A 22,449-nucleotide genomic window follows, 5' to 3' on the forward strand; every position below is an offset into this window, starting at 1 on the left:
ACATGTCAGCACCCGGTGACGCGCGGAAAGCAGCTCTGAAATTACCCCTTGCGCAAGGGGCGGTTACACATGTTGCACCTGCGGAATGCGCGTCTATATTGTCAGTCGTTAGCGCTAGCTCCGGCTGTATTCAAGATCCGCCGTGGCGCTATGAACTCCCGAATTCTAAGCCCAGGAGAAGAAGAATGCGCGTGAAGGACACCGTTCTGACTTTCGTGGCGATGGGCGGGTTTGCCGTTCCGGTCGCTTTCCAGGCTCCGGCCTCCGCAACCTCCGATGCTCCCGTCGCGCAGGTTGTGGCCGCGCCTGCGCCTGCCGAAGATCCGAAATCGCAGGCGAAGGCCTGACGTCGGAGTATCCTCCCGCCGGAGGCCGCAGGCCGGCCTTCGGCACAGACGGCGCCCGCTTGCAGCGGCGCCCCGCCCGAGACGCAAGAGCAGCGCCGCCTGTCAGGCTCTCATCCCTCTCCTGAACATTTAGCAAGCCCGACGGCATATGCGCCGCGATTCCGTGCCGGGCCTCGCCCCTCCGAAGCGGCTGAGGGGCAGGGACTGTTTATCCGCATAGGGCCTTCTGTTGCCCCTTTGCGCATGGGGCCGCGCCCGTGGCGTGATCCTGCGGCACCTGTCTGCAAACGCTCATGAGCCATGGGGGGTGCACATCGCTCTCGCGCCGAAATGCTGCGGGGCGGCTTCCAGGGCACTCACGGCGCTGACAGCTCCCTTCATCCGCCAGCACGGGCAACGCAGGGCGGGCTGCGCGGAACGCGCCGTATCGGGTTCACCCGCGCCTGATACGCTGCGGGTGAACAGGCTGTCGTCACGGCTGAAAATCAGCCCCCGGCCCGGCAGCGGGCCCGGGCGTCAGCTGACCCCGCGCGGCGCGCTCAGGCCCACGATGGTGACCGGCAGGCCATGCCGGGCGAAGCGGTCCTTCACCTTTTCCACTGCGGCAAGGGCGGTGATGTCCCACAGCTGCGCTGCGCTCAGGTCGATGGTCACCGGGCCATCATGGTCGATCGGGTCGAAGGCCGCGATGAAGGCATCGGCCGAGGCGAAGAACAGCTGCCCCTCTACCGTATACGTATCGCCCTCGCGCCGGACATGCTGCATCGCGGCGACCTTGGCCGCGAAGAACACGCCACTCATCAGCACGCCCACCAGCACGCCGAGCGACAGGTTGTGGCTAATGAGGGTGACGGCGACGGTGGCGAGCATCACCAGATTTGAGAGTGCGGGCGTGCCGCGCAGGCGGCGCAGCGAACCCCAGTCCAGCGTGTCGATCGAGACCATCACCATGATCGCGACCAGCGCCGCGACCGGCACCTGCGAGACCACATCCTTCATCGCCACCATCAGCAGCAGCAGAAGCCCGCCCGCAGCCAGCGTGGAGAGCCGCCCGCGACCGCCGTATTTCACATTGGAAACGGTCTGGCCGATCATGCCGCAGCCGGCGATGCCGCCAAAGAGGCTCGCCGCGATATTGGCCAGGCCCAGCCCGCGCGCCTCGGCATCGCCATTCGATGGCGTGCCGGTCTGGTCATCGACCACGCCCGCCGTCATCAGCGATTCCAGTAGCCCGACCATGGCGATGGCCAGCGCGGGCAGGAAGATCACGTTCAGAAGCTCCAGCCCCGGCGGCACATCGGGCAGCGCGAACACAGGCAGGCCCTCGGGCAGCCGCCCGAGATCCGCCACTTTCGGCACGTCGATGCCAAAGGCGCTGCACAGGGCGGTGAGCACCACCACGCAGATCAGCGGCGCCGGGATCCGGGTGGTGAGCCGCGGCGCGAGATAGATGATCGCGAGCCCCGCAGCCAGAACCGCGTAGCCCGCCGCACCCGCATGCAGGATATGGGGCAGCTGCGCGGCGAAGATCAGCACCGCCAGCGCATTCACGAAGCCCGTGCGCACCGAATTCGACACATAGCGCATCAGGCTGCTGAGGCGCGCGAAGCCGAACAGAATCTGGAACCCGCCCGCGAGGATGCCGGCCGCGAACAGGTATTGCACGCCGTGTTCGCGCACGAGGGGCGCTGCCACCAGCGCCACCGAGCCCGCCGCGGCCGAGATCATCGCCGGGCGGCCGCCGAAGAGGGCGATGACGATGCTGATGACGAAGGAGGCGTAGAGCCCCACCGCCGGATCGACCCCGGCGGTAAAGGAAAAGGCGATGACTTCGGGGATCAGGGCGAAGGTCGCGACGGCGCCGGCGAGGATCTCCCGGACAGGGTTCTCCCGCCACTGGCGCAGATAGTGCCGTGTGCTGCTCATGGGAAACTTGGGTTGCAGAGGTCCGGCGGATGGGCGGCCGGAATAGCCACCCGGGGTTTCACCGGGTCCGGGCGAGTGCCGTCTTGATAGCGGCCCCGCGCCGCGATGCCAACCGCGAATGCACCCGGCCGGATCAGAAGGTGATCTGCGCGGTCGTATCGTCGATTTTCCAGGCGAGCGTGAGCCCAGCGGCGGCGGCCTCGCGCGGCAGCAGTGCGAACTGCACCTGCGCCGGGCTGACCGGGCTCGGCGTGCCGTCCAGATTGGCCCAGAGCTCGGGCTCCTCGCGGATCCGCGCGGTGGTGCCCAGCACCGTCCAGGCGCCGGGCCCGTCGGCCGGATCGCGCCGCACCACGATCTCGCCGCCGCGCGGGAGCGCGGGCTCGATGCACAGCACCGCGAGGCAGGCGATCTTCACCATCTGGCGGCTGTAATCGCCCTCCGCCTCCCATGAGATCTTCACCCGGCTGCCCTGCGACAGCTCCGCCATCAGCCCCGAGACCTCCGGCCGGCCCATCCGCTGCTCGCCCGCGCGCCCGAAGGCCAGGCGGAAGAACTTGATGCGCGCATTCGCCGCCGCGACGCTCTCGGTGATGAGCTGCAGCTCCGGGCTCAGGGTGGTGGCGGTCATCGTCAGGAGTTCCACCCCGTTGCCGATCGCGCCCAAAGGGCTGATAAGGTCGTGACAGAGTCGCGACCCGACCAGCGCCACGAGATCGTCTTCCGGATGGGTTTCAGCGAGCATGGGTCTTTCCAGTCAGGGGAGCAGGATGAACGAATTTCTGGAGCCGGGCATGCTGGTGCGCCACCCCGGCGCGCCCGATTGGGGGATCGGGCAGGTTCAGTCGCGGATCGGCGACAGGATTACGGTCAATTTCGAACATGCTGGCAAGCAGGTCCTCGATGGTCGAAGGGTTCAGCTGTTTCTTGTTATTCCGGATCAAGATTGACGAAAGGTTAACGCAATTGTTCACCAATGTGAAACGGTGAGGCAATGAAATTGGAAATCAAGGCTTTGCGAGCCAGGGCCACATGAGATTGCCAGCGCCCGCCCGAGTGTCATAGAACAGGGGCGGCAGGATGGGCGGAGACGATGACGCCGGAGACACATTGCCTGGAAGTCAGGCTGGCGCGCGATCCGCGCGATCTGAGAGCGGCGCAACGGTTGCGGTATCGGGTCTTCGTCGAGGAACTCGGCGGCGACGGGCCGATGGTGGACCATGCGGCGCGGCTCGAGGCCGATGAATTCGACGCGGTCTGCGATCACCTGATCCTGGTCGATACCAGCCGCGCCGGCGGAGACCATTATGTCGTCGGTGCCTACCGGCTGCTGACCTCGGAGAAGGCGGAGGCGCTTGGCCGGTATTATTGCGATTCCGAATACGATCTGACGCCGCTGCGCCGCTCGGGGCGCAAGCTGCTGGAGCTTGGCCGCTCCTGCGTGGCGCCCGATCACCGGGGCGGGGCGGGGATGCTTCTGCTGTGGAATGCGCTGGCGGATTATGTGCTGGCGCGCGGGATCGAGATTCTGTTCGGCGTGGCCTCCTTTCACGGCACCGATGTGGAGGCGCTGCGGATGCCGCTCGCCTGGCTGCACCATCACCATCTGGCGCCGCCGGAGCTGCGCCCGAAGGCGCTGCCGGATCATTTCCAGCCGATGGACCTGGTACCGCTCGCGGCGCTGGACCGGCGCGCGGCGCTGCAGGGCATGCCGAACCTGATCAAGGCCTATCTGCGGCTGGGCGGTTTCGTGGGCGATGGCGCCTATGTGGACCATGTGTTCAACACCACCGATGTGCTGCTGCTGATGGACACCACGGCGATGTCGGACAAGTACCGCGATTTCTACGCGCGCCGGTTCGAGGCGAAATCGTGAGCACCTGGTATGGCGAGCCGCCCCCCGCGCCGCGGCCGGTGGGCTGGCGGCGGGTGCGGGTGCTGCTGCGCGGCGCTGCGGCGATCGCGCTTCTGGGCGCCGGGCTTCTGCTCGTGGTGCTGCTGCGCGTGCCCGAGCGGATGCGCTACGGGCTGCGCAGGCCCTGGACGGGCCGGGTCGCGCGGGTGGTGATGGCGCTGGTGGTGCCGGTGCTGGGGCTGCGCCTGCGCCGGGCGGGCGCGCCGATGCGCCATCCCGGGGCGCTGGTGGCGAACCATGCCTCCTGGCTCGATATTTTTGCGCTGAACGCCTGCGTGCCGGTGCAGTTCGTGTCCAAGGCCGAGGTGGCGCACTGGCCCGGGATCGGGGTGCTGGCGCGGGCGGCGGGCACGCTCTTCATCCGCCGCGACCCGCGCGAGGCGCAGGCGCAGCAGCGCGCGATCGAGGACCGGATACGCGCGGGCCAGCGGCTGGTATTCTTCCCCGAGGGCACCTCCAGCGACGGGCGCCGGGTGCTGCCGTTCAAATCGACCCTGTTCCAGGCCTTCTTCACCGACGGGCTGGCCGCGGCGATGTGGCTGCAGCCGGTCAGCATCCTTTATCATGCGCCGCGCGGCGCGGACCCGCGGTTCTATGGCTGGTGGGGGGATATGGGCTTCGGGCCGCATCTGGCGCAGGTGCTGGCCTGGCCCGGGGGCACGGTGGAGCTGCGCTTCCATGCGCCACTGCGGGTGCAGGATTATCCCTCGCGCAAGGCCCTGGCGGCGGCCTGCGAGGCGGCGGTGCGTGCGGGCGTGGATCAGCTTCTGTCGCGGTAGTGCCGGAAAACGAACAGCCGGATCGCCGTGGCAAGGCCGGTATCGGGCTGGCGTGTTGCGTCTATTTCCGTGACCAGCGCATTGATGCCCTGATCGCGCAGCGCGGCGATCTCGCGCAGGCCGTTCCAGAAATCCGGCTCAAGGGAAACGGAGGTGCGGTGCCCTCCGATTGTCAGCGAATGTTTCTGCGGCCGGGTCACGGGCCATCGTCGCGGCGATGCGCGTCCAGCGCGGTGCGCGCCTTCTCCGCATCGGCGTCTTCGCGCTCCCTCTGGGCGCGTGTCCGGCCGAATTTTACCGCATTGGCATCGGCCTCGCTGCGCGCCTGCGCCCGAGCCTTCTGCTTGCGAAAACGGTTCAAACTCGTCACATCACCCATGGAGCAATCCTCTCATATTTACCATGTCACGGCTAGCGTCTCGAGGCCGTGGAAGTGGTGCAGATCCGCATATCGGGGGGCTTCGGCGAGCCTTATGCCCGGAATTCGGGCAAACAGCACCGGCAGGGCGGTCATCAGCTCCAGCCGGGCGAGCGGCGCACCGATGCAGAAATGCGCCCCGGCGCCGAAACTGAAATTCGTTTGCGCCGGGCGGGTGGGGTCGAAGCGGTGCGGATCGGCCCAGACGGAGGGATCGCGGTTCGCGCCCGCGAGCAAAAGCCCGATCCGGTCGCCGCGCCCGAAGTGTTGCCCGCCGAGCTCCATGTCCTCATAGACCCAGCGGGTGAACATGTGCAGCGGCGGGTCGTGGCGCAGCACCTCCTCCACCGCCTCGGGGGTGATCGCGCGGGTTCCGGTTTCGATCAGGGCGCGCACGCCATTGCCGATTGTATGCACGGTGGCTTCGTGCCCGGCGTTCAGAAGCAGGATGCAGGTGGTGATCAGCTCGGCGCGGCTGAGCCGGTCGCCCGCCTCCTCGGCGGCCAGCAGCTCGGTGATGAGGTCGTTGCCGGGGCGGCGGCGGCGCTCTTCGGCATAGCCGTCGATGAAGGCCACGAAGGCCTCCGTCGCAGTGACGGCGGCCTCTTCCATCGCGCGGGTGCGCCGGGCCTGATACATGCCGACCATCGCGTTCGACCAGGCCAGCAGGTCGGGGGCGCGCTCCTCGGGCACGCCCAGCAGGCGGGCGATGACGATCACCGGGATCGGCTTGGCGAAGCTCTCGATCAGGTCGCAGCCAGGGCTCATGGCGTCGATCAGCGCATGGGCCAGGGTGGCGATTTCGGGGCCGAGCGTGGCGATCCGGTTCGTAGTGAAGGCGCGCAGCACGAGCCGGCGCAGGCGGGTGTGGCGCGGGGCCTCCAGCTCCAGCATCGAATGCGCTTCTACTGCATAGAACGGCTGCAGATGCGCGGGGATGGCCGGGGCATGTTCGGGTGGGGCCTCGCGGCCGAGGCGGCGGTCGCGGAAGGCCGCGGAGACGACGGCCGCGCTGGCCGAGACCGGCAGGCCGTAGTCCTCCCAGAAGACGATATCGCCCGCGCTTCGGATGCGGTCGTAGAACGGGTAGGGGTTTTGTATGAAGGCGGGGTCGAGCGGGGATTGGCTGAGGCGTATCATCCGCCTTGTGAAGCGCGGCGCGGCGGAATTTGCAAGCGGGGGATTGTGCGGTATAGGGCGATCTGCTTTCTTGCAGAAAACATGCAAGGAGATCTTCATGCCTGTGACGCTGCATCCGGTCCGGCCGGGGGACCACGCCGATTGGGAGGCGCTGTTTCGCGGCTATGCGGCCTTTTATGCCACCGATGCGGGGGCGGCGGAGGCGACGGTCTGGGGATGGATCCTGGATCCGGAAGAGCCCTACTGGGCGGTGATTGCGCGGGACGAGGCCGGCCGCGCGGTGGGCCTCGTGCAATATTCGCTGATGCATCGCTCGCTCTCCGGGGCGATGACGGTCTATCTCTCGGATTTGTTCACGGTGCCCGATGCGCGCGGGCTGGGCGTCGGGCGGGCGCTGATCGAACATGTGCGCGCTTTTGCGCGGGAGCGGGGCTACGCCTCGGTGCGCTGGCTGACGCAGGAAGGCAATTCTGGGGCCCGTGCGCTTTATGACAGCTATGCGCCCGCGACGGGATTCATTCTCTATTCCATCCAGCCATAAGGAGAAGGGCGGCCCGGGGGCCGCCCTTCACGCCTTTCCTCTCGGCCCCGATCAGCCCTTCGGGCCGATCATGTCCTCGGGGCGGACGATGCTGTCGAAGGTGTCGGCATCGACGAAGCCGAGCGCGATCGCCTCTTCCTTCAGGGTGGTGCCGTTCTTGTGCGCGGTCTTGGCGACCTTGGTGGCGTTGTCGTAGCCGATGGTGGGGGCGAGCGCCGTGACCAGCATCAGCGATTCCTTCATCAGCTTGTCGATCCGGGCGGTGTTCGCCTGGGTGCCGACGACCATGTTGTCGGTAAAGGAGGCTGCGGCATCGCCCAGGAGCTGCACCGATTGCAGGACGTTGTAGCTCATCATCGGGTTGTAGACGTTGAGCTCGAAATGGCCCTGCGAGCCGGCGAAGCCAATGGCGGCATCATTGCCCATGACATGGGCGCAGACCATGGTCAGCGCTTCGGCCTGGGTCGGGTTGACCTTGCCCGGCATGATCGAGGAGCCGGGCTCGTTTTCCGGCAGGATCAGCTCGCCCAGACCCGAGCGCGGGCCGGAGCCGAGCAGGCGCAGGTCGTTCGCGATCTTGAACAGCGAGGCGGCAATGGTCTTGAGCGCCCCCGAATAGAACACCATCGCGTCATGCGCGGCCAGCGCCTCGAACTTGTTCGGCGCGGTGATGAAGGGCAGGCCGGTGATCTTGGCGATCTCGGCCGCGACCTTGGCGTCATAGCCCTTGCGGGTGTTCAGCCCGGTGCCGACGGCCGTGCCGCCCTGCGCCAGCTCGTAGATATGGGGCAGCGCGAGCTTCACCCGCTCGATGCCGCGGTCCACCTGAGTGGCGTAGCCCGAGAATTCCTGGCCCAGCGTCAGCGGCGTCGCATCCTGGGTATGGGTGCGGCCGATCTTGATGATGTCCTTGAATTCCTCGACCTTGGCCCAGAGCGCCTTCGACAGCTTCTCCAGCCCGGGGATCAGCACGTCGCGGCTATGGGTGCCGATCGCGACGTGCATCGCGGTCGGGAAGGTGTCGTTCGACGACTGGCCCATGTTGACGTGGTCGTTCGGGTGCACGGGCTTTTTCGAGCCCTTCACGCCGCCGAGGATTTCGATCGCGCGGTTCGAGATCACCTCGTTCGCGTTCATGTTGGATTGCGTGCCGGAGCCCGTCTGCCACACTACCAGGGGGAAGTTGTCGTCGAACTTGCCGTCGATCACTTCCTGCGCGGCGTCCTGGATCGCCTTCGAAAGCTCGGGCGCGAGGTCGCCCTGCGCTTCGTTCACGATCGCGGCGGCCTTCTTGATGGTGCCGAGCGCGCGGATGATCGGAACGGGCTGTTTCTCCCAGCCGATCGGGAAGTTGATGATGGAGCGCTGCGTCTGCGCGCCCCAGTACTTGTCGGCAGGAACTTCGAGCGGACCGAAGCTGTCGGTCTCGGTGCGGGTCGCGGTCATCGGGGGCCTCCGTAAAACACGCTGTGGAAGTCTGGGCGGTTCTACGGCGTCGGGGGGGCGAATGCAATCGGCATGCGGCGGTATACTGGCGCATGCCTGGGTTTTGCGGCCTTCAGGTCTTGCGGAACTTGTCCAGGCTGACGACTTCGGCCTCGCCGCGCGGCTTGTCCTCGGGCGGCGGCTCGTCGTCGTCATCTTCCTCGTCATCGTCGTCGAATTCCTGCGTCTCGAAGCGCAGGCCGAATTCGACAGAAGGGTCCACGAAGGTATGGACCGCATCGAACGGGATATAGAGCGGCTCCGGCGAATTGCCGAAATTGAGCGTGATCGAGAAACCCTGCGGATCGACGTTCAGGTTTTCGAACCAATGCTGGATCACGATCGTCATTTCTTCGGGGTAGCGTTCATGCAGCCAGTCCGCCATCTGCACTTCGGGATGCAGCGTGGAGAAGGTGATGAAGAAATGGTGCGACCCGGGCAGACCGTTCTGCGATACATCGGTCAGCACGGTCTGGATCAGGCCGCGCATCGCCCGATGCATGAGGTTGCCGTAGTCGATGCTGCGCGTCATGAGAGCGTCCCTTGCCGTTTCGCCCAGCATAGGAGATTCGTGGCGCAAGGGAAGGGGGTGCGGCCGGGCGCCCCCGGCGGGTCGCACAGGGAGGCGTAACATGCTGAGTGGGTTGTTCCTGGCGGCCTTTGCCGCGGCGACGCTGCTGCCGGCGCAATCCGAACTGCTGCTCGTGGGCGTGCTGCTGCGCGGGGACTGGCCGGCCTGGCTGCCGGTCGTGGTGGCGACGGCGGGCAATGTGCTGGGCTCGGTGGTGAACTGGGGGCTCGGGCGCGGTGTGGCGCGCTTCGCGGGCCAGCGCTGGTTCCCGGTGAAGCCCGCGGCCCTGGCGCGCGCGACGGGCTGGTACGCGCGCTATGGGCTGTGGAGCCTGCTCGCCTCCTGGGTGCCAGTGATCGGCGATCCGCTCACGGTGGCTGCGGGCGTATTGCGCACGCCGCTGTGGCTGTTCGTGCTGCTGGTGACGCTCGCCAAGGGCGGGCGCTATGCCCTGCTAGCGGCGATGGTTCTGTGAGGGGGGGAAGGTGCAGGATTCTGTTGCCAGGCTCCTGCGGGCCCCGCCTGAAGCGGCTAAGCCTCAGGACTTAAGTTTTGGTTTTGCGAACTGCTTACGCAGCCAGCGCCACCGGAGCACGGTTGTCATTGGCAACTATCATGCTTGCACCGATAACGGTGGTAGCTCACCGGGACAAAGAAAGACCTTTTCGCTCCCTGTCGATCCTATTTCACCCCCGCAGGCCCCCAATGAGGGAATTTGGTGGAGGTGTCGGCTTCGCAGCCGAGTCCAGAAAAGCTATTATGATCCCCGTTTATGTCCATAGTTCCGAGGAACATCCCATACATAGTCGACGGGCGGCGCATGTCAACGGGTCGCGGATCTGGGATCCGGGCTTGGAGCGGGCGCCGAGCGGCGAAAGCGCCCGGAGGCGAAGGTGCCGGGAGGAGGGCGATGGGGCGCCGCATGGCGCCCCTGCCGTGGCCAGGTCAGAACCCGGCCTTGATCTTTTCGAATTCGGCCAGCTGGCGCTCGCGCAGCTGCGGATCGTTCGGGACCTGCGCGAGGATCGGCGCGTTGATCGGGCCGAGGCCCGCTTCCAGCTTCGTCTCCTCCGGAACCAGCGCCATGCCCTTCGCCGTGGAATGGCCGTAGCCGATGGCATCGACCAGCGCCGGCGCCGCTTCCGGGCGCAGCCAGGAATTCACAAAATCATAGGCCTTCTCTTCCGATCCGGGGCCGTTCTTCAGGTTCACCATGCCGCAGAACCAGGTGGAGGAGCCTTCCTTCGGCTCGCGCTCGAAGGCGATTGGATAGCCGTCCTGGCGGACATAGTTCACGCCGTCGTTCCACGACCAGGCGATCAGCACCTCGCCCGAGGCCATCACCTGTGCCTGCGCCGACGGGTCGGCCCAGTAGGACTGCACGTTCTTGTGCGCCTCGCGCAGCCAGGCGGCGGCGGCCTGGAACTGCTCCTCGGTCACATTGGTCCAGTCGGTCACGCCGGTCGCCAGATAGGCCAGCGCCCAGACGTCGTCCGAGGAATTCGGCAGCGAGGTGCGGCCCTGATACTTCGGGTTCACGAAGACCTGCAGCGTCTTCACGTCCTCGGCCGGGACCTGCTCCGGGTTGTAGGCGATCGCGGTCACGCCCCAGTCGGTCGGCAGGTACCACACGCCGCTATCGTCGGCGAAGATCTTGGAATTCTTGAAGCTCGAGTCGATGTCGGCATAGGCCGGGATCTTGGAAATGTCCCAGGGCTCGATCAGGCCGGCATCGCGGTATTTCGAGACCATCTGCGAGCAGGGGTGCGCCACATCCGCCTTGAAGCCGGAGGCGAGCTTCTGATAGGCCTCGTCATCGTCGCCGTAGAAGGAATAGGTCGGGCCGTCGCCGTATTTCTGTTGATAGGCCTCGTACAGTCCGGGAACCTCGAAGCCGGCCCAGTCGAACACCAGCAGGTCCTTGTCGGCCGCGCGCACCGGCGCGGTAAAGGCAAAGGCCGCGACACCGGCCAGGAAGAGGGCTGTTTTCGTCATTTTCACAACGTGATCCTGTTGTTGAGGAAGGCTCCAGCCGTGACGCTAGTCGCCCGCGCTTCGGGCGACAAGCGCTTTGTCGCCGCGAGGCGGCATTTCCGGCAGGCTTTCGCCCCGGCTGCACAAGCGACTGGCAGATGCCGAAAGTTGGCATACTGTTCAATGGGTTGATCGCCGTTGAAATGTCCTCATTCATGCCACAATTCGCGCATAATCTCCGTGCCTGCGCGGTGGGCTGCCTTGGAGGAGCATCATGTCGATCCTGTCACCACGGGTCACGCAACGGGGGGGGCGCATCGAGCCCACCGGCCCCGCACGGATCGTGGGCGGGGCGGCGCTTTTGCTCACGGCCTTCTTCACCCTGTCGTTGATGGTGCCGCATCTTCTGTTCGAGGCCCGCGGCGTGCTGCTCCTGCCGATGGCGCTCGGGGGCGGGGCCTGGATCGGCTGGCGCACGGCGGCCGATGTCTCGGGCGAGGGGCGAGTTGCGGCGGCACTGCGCGGGATCCGCGCGGCGCTCTATCTCGGGGTCTGGATTCTGGCCTATGGCGGGGTGCAGGCGATGCTGTTCCGCGCGGTCTACGGGCGCTACCGCGATCCGCTGATGGCCCTGACAGACGTGGCGCGGCTGGCGGTGGAGCTTGCGGTGCCGGTCGCGCGCCCCGATGTGATCGTCACGCTCTTTCTGGGCGGCGTGCTTTCGGCTATCCTCGCCGAATGGACCGCGCGCCGCTGGCGCTGAAGGTCCGGGCAAGGCGATAACCGGGCAGGACATTGAGCGCGTTTCATTTCTTTTACGGCACGCTGTGCCATCCCCCGCTGCTGGCCAATGTGCTGGGGCGGGAGGCCGAGCTGACCATGGCTTCACTGCCGGATCACGCGGTGCGCACAGCGCTGGATGCGCAGGGGGCGGAGCTGAGCTTCCCGGTGATCGTGCCCGCGCCGGGCAGTTCGGTTCCGGGCGTGCTCGCGCGCATCGATGCCCCCGAGGCCGCGCGGCTCGATTATTACGAGGCCGGGTTCCACCCGGAGACGGTGACGGTCATGGATGCCGCGGGCGCTGCGATGGCTGCGCGGGCCTATCTGCCGGATCCGGCGCGGCTGCGGCCGGGTGCTGCCTGGGATTTCGCGGCCTGGCAGGCGCGATGGGGCGCCACGGCCACGGAGGCGGCAGCCGAATATATGGCGCTGATGGGCCTCCTGCCGCAGGACCGGGCCTCGATGCGCTATCCGCGGATCCTGGCGCGGGCAGCGGCGCGGCTGCGCGCGCGCAGGCCGGGCCCGGCCACGCAGCGCTTCGCGCCCGGGCCGGGGGATGTGGCCATCGATGCCATGTCCACGGGTTATGCCAAATTCTTCGCGGTCGAGGATTACACCCTGCGCCATCGCGGCTTCGGCGGCGCGATGATAGGACCGATCGAGCGGGCGACCTTCGTCTCCTCGGATGCGGCGGTGGTGCTGCCCTATGATCCGCTGCGCGACCGGGTCCTGCTGATCGAGCAGTTCCGCGCCGGGCCGCTGGCGCGGGGCGATGCCAATCCCTGGCAGCTGGAGGCGGTGGCGGGGCTCGTCGATGGCGGCGAAACGCCGGAGGAAACCTGCCTGCGCGAGGCGGGCGAGGAGGCGGGGCTTACGCTCAGCCGGCTGATCCCCGCCGCGAATTACTACCCCTCGCCCGGGGCAAAGAGCGAATACCTCTATACCTATATCGGCATCGCCGATCTGCATGACGATGCCGCGCGCCCCGGCGGGCTGGAAGAGGAGGGCGAGGACATCCGCCCGCATCTGATGCCCTTCGAGCGGATGATGGCTCTGCTCGACAGCGGCGAGATTGACAACGCGCCGCTGGTGGTGCTGGCGCTGTGGCTGCAGCGGCATCGCGCGCGGCTGCGGGCAGAGGCGCAGGGCGGGGCTTGAGTCCCGGCCGCTGGCGGCCTAACTGTGGCGCAAGTCTGGATGAAGGAGCGCACCATGGACATTCGCAAGGATCTGGCCGATGCGGTCGGCAACACGCCTCTGATCCGTCTTCGCAAGGCCTCCGAGCTGACGGGCTGCGAGATCCTGGGCAAGGCGGAGTTCATGAACCCCGGCCAGTCCGTGAAGGACCGCGCGGCGCTCTTCATCATCCGCGATGCGATCGCGAAGGGTCAGCTGAAGCCGGGCGGCACCATCGTCGAGGGGACGGCGGGCAACACCGGCATCGGCCTCGCGCTGGTGGGGGCTTCGATGGGCTTCCGCACCGTGATCGTGATCCCGGAAACCCAGTCCCAGGAAAAGAAGGACATGATCCGGCTCGCGGGGGCGGAGTTGGTGCAGGTGCCGGCGGCGCCCTACTCGAACCCGAACAACTATGTGCGCTATTCCGAACGGCTGGCCACTGAGCTCGCCAAGACCGACCCGAACGGCGTGATCTGGGCGAACCAGTTCGACAATACCGCGAACCGCGACGCCCATATCGAAACCACCGGCCCCGAGATCTGGGCGCAGACCGGCGGCAAGGTCGATGGGTTCATCTGTTCGGTGGGCTCGGGCGGCACTTTCGCAGGCACCGGCATCGCGCTGCAGCCGAAAGGTGTGAAGATCGGGCTCGCCGATCCCGACGGCTCCGCGATCCACAATTATTACGCCACCGGCGCGCTGAAGGCCGAGGGCAGCTCGATCACCGAAGGCATCGGCCAGGGCCGCATCACCAAGAACCTCGAAGGCTTCACCCCGGATATGAGCTTCAACATCCACGACGGCGAAGCGCTGCCGGTGGTGTTCGATCTGCTTGCGGAGGAGGGGCTTTGCGTGGGCGGCTCCTCGGGCATCAATATCGCGGGGGCCATGCATATGGCGCGCGAAATGGGGCCGGGGCACACCATCGTCACCATCCTGTGCGACTATGGCACGCGCTACCAATCGAAGCTGTTCAACCCCGATTTCCTGAAGCCCCGCGGCCTGCCGGTCCCGGAATGGCTCGACCGCGCCCCGCGCGCGGTGCCGGAGGTGTTTGAGGGATGATCCGGCCGTTCCTGCGGCTGTGCTGCATCCTGCTGCTGCTGGCGATCCCCGCCACGGCGCAGGAGCCGCAAGGGCCTGATTACGATGCCTGGGGCAAGGCTGCGGCCGCGGCCGAGAAGACCGTGGGCGACAGTAATGTGACCGATGACCAGCTGGTGCAGCTGCGCGCCGAGATGGTCAAATGGCGGACCAGCTTCACCGATGCGCAGGGCGCCAATGGCGATGCGATCGAGACGCTGAAAGGCCAGATTGCGGCGCTTGGCGACCCGCCTGCCGAAGGGGCGAGCGAGGACCCGGCCATCGCGCAGCGCCGCGCGGAGCTGAACGATGCGCTTGCGAAGCTGCAGGCGCCCGTGATTGCCGCGACCGAGGCCGCCAGCCGCGCCGATGGCGTGGTGCGCAGCATCGACAAGCTGCAGCGCGAACGCCAGGCCGACAAGCTCCTGCGCACCTCGCCCACGGCGCTCAATCCGCTGAACTGGTCCGATGCCGGGCAGATGCTCTACTGGATGAGCCGCTGGATCTATGACGAGACCCACTGGCGCCTGAGCCAGCCCGCCAATTTCAACAATCTGCGCAACAACCTGCCGCTGATCGCGGCGCTGGTGGCGGTCTCGGCGGTGCTGATGCTGCGCGGCAGCCGCTGGATGATGGCGCTGGCCCGCGCGGCGATGGGCAAATTCGCCCTGCGCGGCAGCGATCTCGTCACCGGGTTCGTGTCGCTGGGGCAGGTGCTGCTGCCGGTGGCGGGGGCCATGCTGCTGACGCAGGCGCTGAAGCTCACGACGCTGTTCGGACCGATCATGACGCAGCTGTTCGAGATGCTGCCGGGGGTCGTGTTCCTCTCCTTCGCGATGTGGTGGCTCGGCAACCGCATCTTCCCGCTGAGCGAAGCGGATCGCAGTGCGCTTGGCTTCACGCCCGACGGCGGCGCCGAGGGGCGGTTCCATGTGACGATGCTGAGCATCGCGCTGATCCTGCATTCCATGCTGATCAACTGGATCACGCCGCGGGCGGAGGATTACCTCGGCGGCGCCGGGCGGATCGCAGCCGACAAGGCGCAGGAGATTGCGGCCCATGCCGAGGCTGCGATTTCAGTGACACAGACGCTGCTGATCCTGTTCGGCGGAGTGGCGCTGTTCCGGCTCGGGCAGCTGATCCGGCGCCAGCTGCGCAAGCTTCAATCCGAAACGGACGACGCATTGTTCCGCCACAACCTCATGCGGTGGGTCGCCAATGCGGTGATCGTGATGGGGGTGCTGGGCTCCATCCTGGCGCTGGTGGGCTATGTCGCCGCGGCCAATGCGCTGGTCTGGCCGACGGTGCTGACGCTGGCGCTGATCGCGCTGATGGCGGTGCTGCAGAACTATTTCGCGGAATTCTACTTCGTTCTGACCCGCAACGACGATCACCGCAGCGAGGCGCTGGTGCCGGTGCTGATCGGCTTCGCGCTGACGCTTTGCGCAATGCCGCTCGCGGCGCTGATCTGGGGGATGCGCCCAGAGCAGCTGGCCGATATGTGGCTGCAGTTCCTGACCGGCTTCCAGGTTGGCGGAGTGAAAATCTCGCCCGGGATTTTCCTGACCTTCGTGGTGATTTTCGCCATCGGCTACACCATCACCCGGCTGTTGCAGGGCGCGCTGCGCAGCACGATCCTGCCGAAGACCACGCTCGACCTCGGTGGCCAGAATGCCATCGTGGCCGGGGCGGGCTATGTCGGGATTTTCCTGGCGGCGCTGCTGGCGATCTCCATCGCCGGGATCAACCTCAGCTCGCTCGCCATCGTCGCAGGTGCGCTGTCCGTCGGCGTCGGTTTCGGCCTGCAGACCATCGTGCAGAACTTCGTGTCGGGCATCATCTTGCTGGTCGAGCGGCCGATTTCCGAGGGCGACTGGATCGAGGTTGGCGGGCAGCAGGGGATCGTGAAGGCGATTTCGGTGCGCGCGACGCGGATCGAGACGTTCGACCGCTCCGAGGTGGTGATCCCGAACGCCTCGCTGATTGCGGGCTCCGTCACCAACATGACCCGGACGAACAAGAACGGCCGGGTGATCATCAAGGTCGGCGTGGCCTATGGCACGGATACCCGCCGGGTCGTCGAGCTGCTGAAGGAAATCGGCGAGGGCCATCCGCTGGTGATGATGGCGCCGGGGCCGGTCGTGCTGTTCACAGATATGGGCGCCGACAGCCTGAACTTCGAGCTGCGGGTGATTCTGGCCGATGTGAACTTCGGCGGCTCGGTCCGCACCGAGCTGAACCACCAGATCCTGGAGCGCTTTGCAAAGGAGGGCATCGAGATCCCTTTCGCGCAGCGCGACGTCTGGCTGCGCAATCCGGAGACGCTGGCCACGGCTTTGCGGGCCCCTCAGCCTGAGGCCGCCCCGGCGGAGGCCGAGGTGCAGCCGGAGCCCGCTGCGGCGCCCGCGCCGGTGATGATGTCGGACAACGACGGCGAAGAGGAAGAAGACAAGGAACGCCGCTGAGCCGGTGCCTCTTTCGCAACAGTGCCTGCCAATCCCGGCGCCGATTTGGAAACGAATTGAATGAAAACGGGGCTGGAGGTATTTCTTGAGAAACAGGAGCTTCCGCTCCGTGCTTCATGGTGAGTCTCATGCGCAAGGCCGCACAATTCGCGATCCTTTCCCTTCCGGCGCTGATCGGTGCGACGGCGGTCTGTGCGGGCGGCTATGGCGCGACCCCGGTGGAGGCGCCGGTCGCGGCTCCGGTGGTGGCGGCTGCGCCTGTGGTGGACTGGAGCGGCGGCTATGCCGGTGTCGCGCTTGGCTATGCCTTCGGGGCGGATGACCGGGTTGGCCTTTCTGAAAACGGTGGGCCGGTCGCGTCCACCGGCGAGAACCTCAAGCTCAATGGCTTCGATGGCGCGCTGCGCGGCGGCTACCGCTGGCAGGCCGATCGCTGGGTCTTCGGCCCCGAGCTTTCGATAGAGGGCGGCGATATCTCGGATTCTTTCGGGACGGATTTCGCGGGCGATCCGCTGTCGGGCGAGACCAAGCTGAAATACATGGCGGCGCTCCGGCTCAAGAGCGGCTACCTGCTGAACGACCAGACCCTGATCTATGGCATGGCTGGCGTCGCGCAGGCGAAATTCGACTATGATGTGAGCAGCGGCGCTGGCTGGGCGGTGGATGACAGCTTCTCGCGCACGGGCTACCTGCTTGGCCTCGGCATCGAGCGGCGGCTGACGGAGAGCCTCTCGCTCACCGGCGAATATGAATATGCGAATTTCGGCAAGGAAACGCTCGATGGCAGCGCGGGCATGTCTACCGAGGCGACGCCGAAATTCAGCAAGGTGCGGGTCGGGGTCAATTTCAACTTCTGACCGCCCATGAAGCTACAGCAGAACGGCCGCCGGATTTCCGGCGGCCGTTCTGCTTTGGGGCTAGCCGGGCCGCGCAGGGCGGCCCGGGCTGGTCAATGCGCCTGCGCGTGGTCCCAGTCCTCGCGTTTGGGCAGCTGCTCGAACGTATGTTCGGGCGGCGGCGAGGGCAGGGTCCATTCCAGGGTATCGGCATATTCGTTCCAGTAGTTCGCCTGGGTGACGCGCCGCCCCGCGAACAGGGTGTAGAACATCACCCCGATGAAGAACAGGAACGAGGCGAAGCTGATGAAGGCGCCGATCGAGGAGATCTTGTTCCAGAAGGCGAAGGCCTCGGGATAGTCGATATAACGCCGCGGCATGCCCTGGCGGCCGAGGAAATGCTGCGGGAAGAAGATCATGTTCGAGCCGATGAACATCATCCAGAAATGCAGCTTGCCCGCCCATTCGGGGTATTGCCGCCCCGACATCTTGCCGATCCAGAAGTAGATCCCGGCGAAGATTGCAAACACTGCGCCGAGGCTCATCACATAGTGGAAATGCGCCACGACATAATAGGTGTCGTGATAGACCCGGTCCAGCGGCGCCTGGCTCAGCACCACGCCGGTGACGCCGCCGATGGTGAAGAGGAACAGGAAGCCGAAGGCCCAAAGCATCGGCGTTTTGAACTCGATCGAGCCGCCCCACATGGTGGCGATCCAGCTGAACACCTTCACCCCGGTAGGCACGGCGATCACCATCGTCGCCATCATGAAGTAGCTCTGCTGGGTGAGCGAAAGGCCGACCGTATACATGTGGTGCGCCCAGACGACGAAGCCCAGCACGCCGATGGCCACCATCGCATAGACCATCGGCAGATAGCCGAAGATCGGCTTCTTCGAGAAGGTGGCGATGACATGGCTGATGATGCCGAAGCCCGGCAGGATGATGATATAGACCTCCGGATGGCCGAAGAACCACAAGATGTGCTGATAGAGGATCGGGTCGCCCCCGCCCGCGGGCTGGAAGAACGAGGTGCCGAAATTGCGGTCCATCAGCAGCATGGTGATGGCCCCTGCGAGCACCGGCAGGCTGAGCAGGATCAGCCAGGCTGTGACGAAGACCGACCAAGCGAAGAGCGGCACCTTGTGCATGGTCATGCCCGGGGCGCGCATGTTGAGGAAGGTGGTGATGATGTTGATCGCACCGAGGATGGACGAGGCGCCCGAGACGTGCACGGCGAAGATCGCGAGATCCATCGCATAGCCGCCCTCCGAGGTGGACAGCGGCGGATAGAGCACCCAGCCCACGCCCGCGCCATGGCCGCCACCGCCGCCCGGAGCGAACAGAGAGGCGATGCCGAGGCCCACCCCCGCCACATAGAGCCAGTAGCTGAGGTTGTTCATCCGCGGGAACGCCATGTCCGGCGCGCCGATATGCAGCGGCAGGAAATAGTTGCCGAAGCCCCCGAACAGCGCCGGGATCACCACGAAGAACATCATCAGCACGCCGTGATAGGTGATCATGACGTTCCACAGATGCCCGTCCGGCGTGCAGGGCGCATCGCCGGCAATCAGCCGCGCGCCCTCCTGGCACATGTATTGTACGCCGGGGTTCATCAGCTCGAGCCGCATGTAGACGGTGAAGCCGACCGAGATCAGCCCCACCGCCGCCGCGGTGAACAGGTAGAGAATTCCGATGTCCTTGTGATTGGTGGACATGAGCCAGCGGGTGAAAAACCCGCGCGTCTCATGCGCGTCGCCGTGAACGGCCGCGTCTGCCATGCCGACCTCCCTTCGCCATTGCTGCAGCGCCTGTGCAACGGTGCGCGCCCTCCCAAGCCCGCGCCGATGCCCCAGCCTAGGCAAGAATTTCCGTTCGGGCAATGACTTCGCGCAGGGGCAGGGACATTTGCCGCCGCAGCGGACCGGGGTGCAGCAAAAAGGCCCGGCGGTGCCGGGCCTCATATAGCGCCTACGGGTGAGGCGATCAGGGTTTGACGGAGGCGAGGTAGGCGGCGACATCCTCGCCGCCCTTCGGCAGCTTGAACGTCATCATGGATTTGCCTTCGCCACCGTGGGTGTCGATGAACGCCGTCGGATCCTGCACGTATTCGGCGATGAGCGCCTCGGTCCAGACCAGGCCCGATTCCTTCGCCTTCAGGAGTCCGTCGCCGTATTTGAAGCCTTCGACCGATCCGGCCGCGCGGCCAACCACGCCATAAAGGTTCGGGCCGACCTTGCCGCCCTTCTGGATGGCCGTGCCGTCGTCCGCCACGATCGAGTGGCAGGCCTTGCACTTCGAAAAGACTTTGGCGCCGGCTTCGGCATCCCCGGCGAGCGAGGGCGTGGCGAGCACGAGCGCGGCGGCAAGAGTGGCAAAGAGGCTGATCTTCATCGCTGTTTCCCTGGAAGTGTCGTCCTAGCCGTTCTGGTCGGCTCCGGCCCTGTCTAACATGCCGCTGAAATGCGCGTTACCGATTTCTGCCGCGCCATCCGCGGATTCGCCGAAAACCGAGACGAATGTCCTATGCAGCGCGGCATCCAGATCCGCCATCGTGACGGGCAGCCCGAGATCGACGAGGCTGGTCACGCCGTGATCGCGAATCCCGCAGGGCACGATCCCGTCGAAATGGCTCAGCTCCGGCTCCACATTGATCGAGATGCCGTGGTAGCTGACCCAATGGCGCAGCTTGATGCCGATCGCGGCGATCTTGTCTTCGGCCGGGGCGCCGGTGGCATCGCGCGGCTTTTCCGGCCGCGTGACCCAGACCCCGACGCGGCCTTCGCGAATTTCGCCGCGCACGTTGAATTCGGCCAGCGCGGCAATGACCCAGCGTTCGACCAGGCTCACGAAGCGGCGCACGTCGCGCCCGCGGCGGTTCAGATCCAGCATCACATAGATCACCCGCTGCCCGGGGCCGTGGTAGGTGTACTGCCCGCCGCGACGGGTCTGATAGACGGGAAAGCGATCGGGGGAGACCAGATCCTCCGGGCGCGCCGAGGTGCCCGCGGTATAGAGGGGCGGGTGCTCCAGCAGCCAGATCGCCTCACCCTCCGTGCCTGCGGCGATGGCCGCGGCGCGGGCCTCCATGAAGGCTATCGCGTCCTCGTAGCGGACGGGCGCATCGGAGTGAATCCATTCGACCATGGCGGCGGCTCCTGTGCTGGCCCGGTGCGGATCCGGGCATGGGCGGCTGTCTGATGCGTTACGCAAACTCGCCCGCCGCCTCAAGCGCGATTGCCGCCCCGGGGCGGCGGAATTGGCCATGCGCAGGCCGGCAAAGGAAAATCATTCGCAACGCAAGAATCCCCTTTTCATTCCCGATGGGCTCGGCTACATCGCGGCTCACCAAGCCAAGATATGCGGTCGTGGCGGAATTGGTAGACGCGCAGCGTTGAGGTCGCTGTGGGGTAACTCCCGTGGAAGTTCGAGTCTTCTCGACCGCACCATAAAAACCCCTGAGAACAAAACGCTGTTTTGCTCTCAGGGGTTTTTGGTTTTCCGGCCTGTGCCGTGGCGCGCGAAGGGCGTCGTGGAAGGCATATGCGCTGGAAACCGCGATAGGCGCGTGAATGCGTTCGGGGGCAACCCAGAGGCCATGCTTCGGACAAAACGGCGCGTTCGCGCGGCGGGCTTTGGCCGGGCTTCGGGCGACGCGCTTTTCACTCTCCGCAACCTATTCCCGTCATCGCGGCAGGTGTGGGGATGGCCGGATTGGGCTGATTCCAGTTTGATCGCTGGGCCGCCAATGCCTGCGATGCAGCCGCCGCTGTTGTCTTCTGCCCCGGACGGCGACGATCACCCCCTGCCGCTATGGCGGGGCGCCGCGCAAAGCCGCCGCTTGCCAGGATGCAGGATGATGCGACCGTCCGGCTGATTACCCGATGCCCTCGTGCGGCGCCCGCCACAGTTTTTCATTTTCAGGGCGGCCTCAGGACACTGGTGACGCCGTCAAGCGGTCGCAAATATTGGCGGGTGAAGCCAGTCGTTGGGCCGCTGCTCAAACGTGATTGCCTCTGTCGGGGTTAAGGATGTCGTGCGGGAGACGCCCGGGGTGAGCATGGATCGTCATGAAACGGGGGGAGCGGCCGCAACGCGACAAATTGCGATCGGCACGCCTGCGAGGTCAGCTTCGCATTCATCCAGGACGATACAGGGATCGAGGTTCAGGATGCGCGGCCTGTACCCCATTCTTGCAGCAATGGAGCTGAGATCATGTATCTTTCAGCGGAGATACGTCTTGCCTCCGTGGGCAACAGTCGGCGTCAGCATCTTGCGCTCTGGTGCGAGGTTTGGCGCTGCAATGCCGTCCGAATCTATCCGCCGCTGATGGTTGGAACGCGATACCCTTTAGCTTCCTGACCATAATGGATGTGACTCTGACCATGCGCCTATTCGACCCATTGTGAGAGCATTCGCATCAGGAGTGGAATACTCGCGAATTTTGAACCGCGCCGGGTTTGCCGGAGGCTCCAACTCTTGAGTAGGATGGAGCATCATGAGCAAGACGACGAACAAGTTTTCCCCTGAAGTCCGCGAGCGTGCGGTGCGGATGGTTCTCGACGGCGAGGGTCCGCATGGGTCGCGCTGGCAGGCCATTGTGTCGATTGCCGCGAAGATCGGCTGTTCGGCCAACACGCTGAACGATTGGGTCAAGAAGGCCGAGGTCGACAGCGGCCGGCGTGCGGGCGTCTCGACCGATATGGCCGCGAAGCTGAAGGCCCTGGAGCGCGAGAACCGCGAACTGCGGCAAGCCAATGAGATCCTGCGCAAGGCGAGCGCGTATTTTGCGCTGGCGGAGCTCGACCGCCGCTCGAAGTGATGGTGTCATTCATCGATGCGCATCGAGGGATGCATGGGGTCGAGCCGATCTGTGGCGTGCTGCCGATCGCCCCTTCCACCTACTACAGCCATCTGGCGAAGCGTGCCGATCCGGCGCGGCAGTCCGACCGGGCCCGCCGTGACGATGCGCTGCGTCCCGAGATCCTGCGGGTCTTTGAAGAGAACTAT

General features: G+C 65.9%; 22 protein-coding genes, 1 tRNA gene, 1 other RNA gene, 1 pseudogene and 2 other annotated features. Of the genes and pseudogenes, 13 read left to right on the forward strand and 12 right to left on the reverse strand.

The genetic code is table 11. The features are described from left to right. The first annotated feature begins 185 nt into the window (after positions 1-185). The gene (locus ACOMG5_RS15345) at positions 186-347 is read left to right on the forward strand and encodes a hypothetical protein (RefSeq protein WP_420344670.1); all 162 of its coding nucleotides are present in this window, start codon (positions 186-188) and stop codon (positions 345-347) included. A 516-nt stretch (positions 348-863) separates the two neighbouring features. Here the strand turns inward: ACOMG5_RS15345 and ACOMG5_RS15350 are convergent. Together ACOMG5_RS15350 and ACOMG5_RS15355 are read right to left on the reverse strand one after the other, a co-directional pair. Beyond that, a complete protein-coding gene (locus tag ACOMG5_RS15350) occupies positions 864-2,273 on the reverse strand; it encodes a SulP family inorganic anion transporter (RefSeq protein ID WP_420344671.1) in 1,410 nt (469 codons plus the stop codon). Between the two features lie 16 nt (positions 2,274-2,289). Further along, positions 2,290-2,345: a sequence feature (sul1 is cis-regulatory element that is thought to sense ions involved in sulfur or methionine metabolism; They are found in Alphaproteobacteria), on the reverse strand. A 61-nt stretch (positions 2,346-2,406) separates the two neighbouring features. Beyond that, positions 2,407-3,018, reverse strand: coding sequence for a histidine phosphotransferase family protein (locus tag ACOMG5_RS15355; protein ID WP_420344672.1), 612 nt, complete (start codon positions 3,016-3,018; stop codon positions 2,407-2,409). Positions 3,019-3,043: 25 nt separating this feature from the next. Between ACOMG5_RS15355 and ACOMG5_RS15360 the strand changes: the two genes are divergently transcribed. The 3 genes from ACOMG5_RS15360 to ACOMG5_RS15370 all read left to right on the forward strand — a co-directional run bounded on the left by ACOMG5_RS15360 (position 3,044) and on the right by ACOMG5_RS15370 (position 4,967). Further along, positions 3,044-3,223, forward strand: coding sequence for a DUF3553 domain-containing protein (locus tag ACOMG5_RS15360; RefSeq protein WP_420344673.1), 180 nt, complete (start codon positions 3,044-3,046; stop codon positions 3,221-3,223). Positions 3,224-3,366: 143 nt separating this feature from the next. Beyond that, positions 3,367-4,149 carry a GNAT family N-acetyltransferase gene (locus ACOMG5_RS15365; RefSeq protein ID WP_420344674.1) on the forward strand — a complete coding sequence of 261 codons (783 nt, stop codon included), beginning with the start codon at positions 3,367-3,369 and terminating at the stop codon, positions 4,147-4,149. Continuing rightward, a complete protein-coding gene (locus ACOMG5_RS15370) occupies positions 4,146-4,967 on the forward strand; it encodes a lysophospholipid acyltransferase family protein (protein ID WP_420344675.1) in 822 nt (273 codons plus the stop codon). Before ACOMG5_RS15365 ends, ACOMG5_RS15370 begins: the two co-directional genes overlap by 4 nt. Here ACOMG5_RS15370 and ACOMG5_RS15375 read toward each other — a convergent pair. The 3 genes from ACOMG5_RS15375 to ACOMG5_RS15385 are packed head-to-tail and all read right to left on the reverse strand — an operon-like array spanning position 4,949 to position 6,525. Next, complete coding sequence (locus tag ACOMG5_RS15375) at positions 4,949-5,167, reverse strand: ribbon-helix-helix domain-containing protein (RefSeq protein ID WP_420344676.1); 219 nt, start codon at positions 5,165-5,167, stop codon at positions 4,949-4,951. The two genes, ACOMG5_RS15370 and ACOMG5_RS15375, sit on opposite strands and share 19 nt — an antisense overlap. Continuing rightward, positions 5,164-5,346: a DUF4169 family protein gene (locus tag ACOMG5_RS15380; RefSeq protein WP_420344677.1), complete on the reverse strand. Its 183-nt coding sequence runs from the start codon at positions 5,344-5,346 to the stop codon at positions 5,164-5,166. The genes ACOMG5_RS15375 and ACOMG5_RS15380 overlap by 4 nt, the downstream gene beginning before the upstream one ends. A gap of 18 nt (positions 5,347-5,364) precedes the next feature. Then, positions 5,365-6,525 carry a cytochrome P450 gene (locus ACOMG5_RS15385; RefSeq protein WP_420344678.1) on the reverse strand — a complete coding sequence of 387 codons (1,161 nt, stop codon included), beginning with the start codon at positions 6,523-6,525 and terminating at the stop codon, positions 5,365-5,367. 97 nt (positions 6,526-6,622) lie between these two features. Between ACOMG5_RS15385 and ACOMG5_RS15390 the strand changes: the two genes are divergently transcribed. After that, positions 6,623-7,066 (forward strand): GNAT family N-acetyltransferase, encoded by a 444-nt coding sequence (locus ACOMG5_RS15390; RefSeq protein ID WP_420344679.1) that lies wholly within the window; start codon positions 6,623-6,625, stop codon positions 7,064-7,066. Positions 7,067-7,117: 51 nt separating this feature from the next. Here the strand turns inward: ACOMG5_RS15390 and fumC are convergent, their stop codons facing one another. Both fumC and ACOMG5_RS15400 read right to left on the reverse strand, forming a co-directional pair. Then, positions 7,118-8,512 (reverse strand): class II fumarate hydratase, encoded by a 1,395-nt coding sequence (gene fumC, locus ACOMG5_RS15395; RefSeq protein WP_420344680.1) that lies wholly within the window; start codon positions 8,510-8,512, stop codon positions 7,118-7,120. A gap of 112 nt (positions 8,513-8,624) precedes the next feature. Further along, a complete protein-coding gene (locus ACOMG5_RS15400; RefSeq protein ID WP_420344681.1) occupies positions 8,625-9,083 on the reverse strand; it encodes an SspB family protein in 459 nt (152 codons plus the stop codon). A gap of 100 nt (positions 9,084-9,183) precedes the next feature. On the opposite strand from ACOMG5_RS15400, the gene ACOMG5_RS15405 reads away from it, so the two are divergent. After that, positions 9,184-9,597 carry a YqaA family protein gene (locus ACOMG5_RS15405; protein ID WP_420344682.1) on the forward strand — a complete coding sequence of 138 codons (414 nt, stop codon included), beginning with the start codon at positions 9,184-9,186 and terminating at the stop codon, positions 9,595-9,597. A 9-nt stretch (positions 9,598-9,606) separates the two neighbouring features. On the opposite strand, the gene ssrA is transcribed toward ACOMG5_RS15405, so the two are convergent. Then, positions 9,607-9,953, reverse strand: a transfer-messenger RNA (tmRNA) gene (gene ssrA / locus ACOMG5_RS15410). Positions 9,954-10,067: 114 nt separating this feature from the next. Continuing rightward, entirely contained in the window at positions 10,068-11,117 is a 1,050-nt protein-coding gene (locus tag ACOMG5_RS15415) for an ABC transporter substrate-binding protein (RefSeq protein WP_420344683.1), read from the reverse strand. Between the two features lie 253 nt (positions 11,118-11,370). On the opposite strand from ACOMG5_RS15415, the gene ACOMG5_RS15420 reads away from it, so the two are divergent. The 5 genes from ACOMG5_RS15420 (at position 11,371) to ACOMG5_RS15440 (ending at position 17,460) form a co-directional block, all read left to right on the forward strand. Continuing rightward, complete coding sequence (locus tag ACOMG5_RS15420) at positions 11,371-11,859, forward strand: TrgA family protein (RefSeq protein WP_420344684.1); 489 nt, start codon at positions 11,371-11,373, stop codon at positions 11,857-11,859. A gap of 32 nt (positions 11,860-11,891) precedes the next feature. Beyond that, a complete protein-coding gene (locus ACOMG5_RS15425; protein ID WP_420344685.1) occupies positions 11,892-13,034 on the forward strand; it encodes an NUDIX domain-containing protein in 1,143 nt (380 codons plus the stop codon). Positions 13,035-13,088: 54 nt separating this feature from the next. Beyond that, on the forward strand, positions 13,089-14,120 hold the full coding sequence (locus ACOMG5_RS15430; protein ID WP_420344686.1) for a cysteine synthase A: 1,032 nt from the start codon (positions 13,089-13,091) through the stop codon (positions 14,118-14,120). Beyond that, entirely contained in the window at positions 14,117-16,603 is a 2,487-nt protein-coding gene (locus ACOMG5_RS15435; RefSeq protein ID WP_420344687.1) for a DUF3772 domain-containing protein, read from the forward strand. The genes ACOMG5_RS15430 and ACOMG5_RS15435 overlap by 4 nt, the downstream gene beginning before the upstream one ends. Positions 16,604-16,719: 116 nt before the next feature. After that, positions 16,720-17,460, forward strand: coding sequence for an outer membrane protein (locus ACOMG5_RS15440; protein WP_420344688.1), 741 nt, complete (start codon positions 16,720-16,722; stop codon positions 17,458-17,460). Between the two features lie 92 nt (positions 17,461-17,552). Here ACOMG5_RS15440 and ctaD read toward each other — a convergent pair whose 3' ends face one another. The 3 genes from ctaD to lipB form a co-directional block, all read right to left on the reverse strand. After that, positions 17,553-19,220 carry a cytochrome c oxidase subunit I gene (gene ctaD / locus ACOMG5_RS15445; RefSeq protein WP_420344689.1) on the reverse strand — a complete coding sequence of 556 codons (1,668 nt, stop codon included), beginning with the start codon at positions 19,218-19,220 and terminating at the stop codon, positions 17,553-17,555. A 205-nt stretch (positions 19,221-19,425) separates the two neighbouring features. Beyond that, a complete protein-coding gene (locus tag ACOMG5_RS15450) occupies positions 19,426-19,833 on the reverse strand; it encodes a c-type cytochrome (protein ID WP_420344690.1) in 408 nt (135 codons plus the stop codon). Between the two features lie 24 nt (positions 19,834-19,857). Next, positions 19,858-20,586: a lipoyl(octanoyl) transferase LipB gene (gene lipB / locus ACOMG5_RS15455; RefSeq protein ID WP_420344691.1), complete on the reverse strand. Its 729-nt coding sequence runs from the start codon at positions 20,584-20,586 to the stop codon at positions 19,858-19,860. A gap of 215 nt (positions 20,587-20,801) precedes the next feature. On the opposite strand from lipB, the gene ACOMG5_RS15460 reads away from it, so the two are divergent. After that, positions 20,802-20,888: transfer RNA gene (locus ACOMG5_RS15460), tRNA-Leu, on the forward strand. Between the two features lie 1,049 nt (positions 20,889-21,937). Further along, positions 21,938-22,449, forward strand: a pseudogene (locus ACOMG5_RS15465) (transposase); the annotation flags it as partial. Further along, positions 22,219-22,335: a sequence feature (AL1L pseudoknot), on the forward strand. (Overlaps the previous pseudogene by 117 nt.)

It is taken from the genome of Paenirhodobacter sp. (genome assembly GCF_041916475.1).
Taxonomy (GTDB): Bacteria; Pseudomonadota; Alphaproteobacteria; order Rhodobacterales; family Rhodobacteraceae; genus Rhodobacter.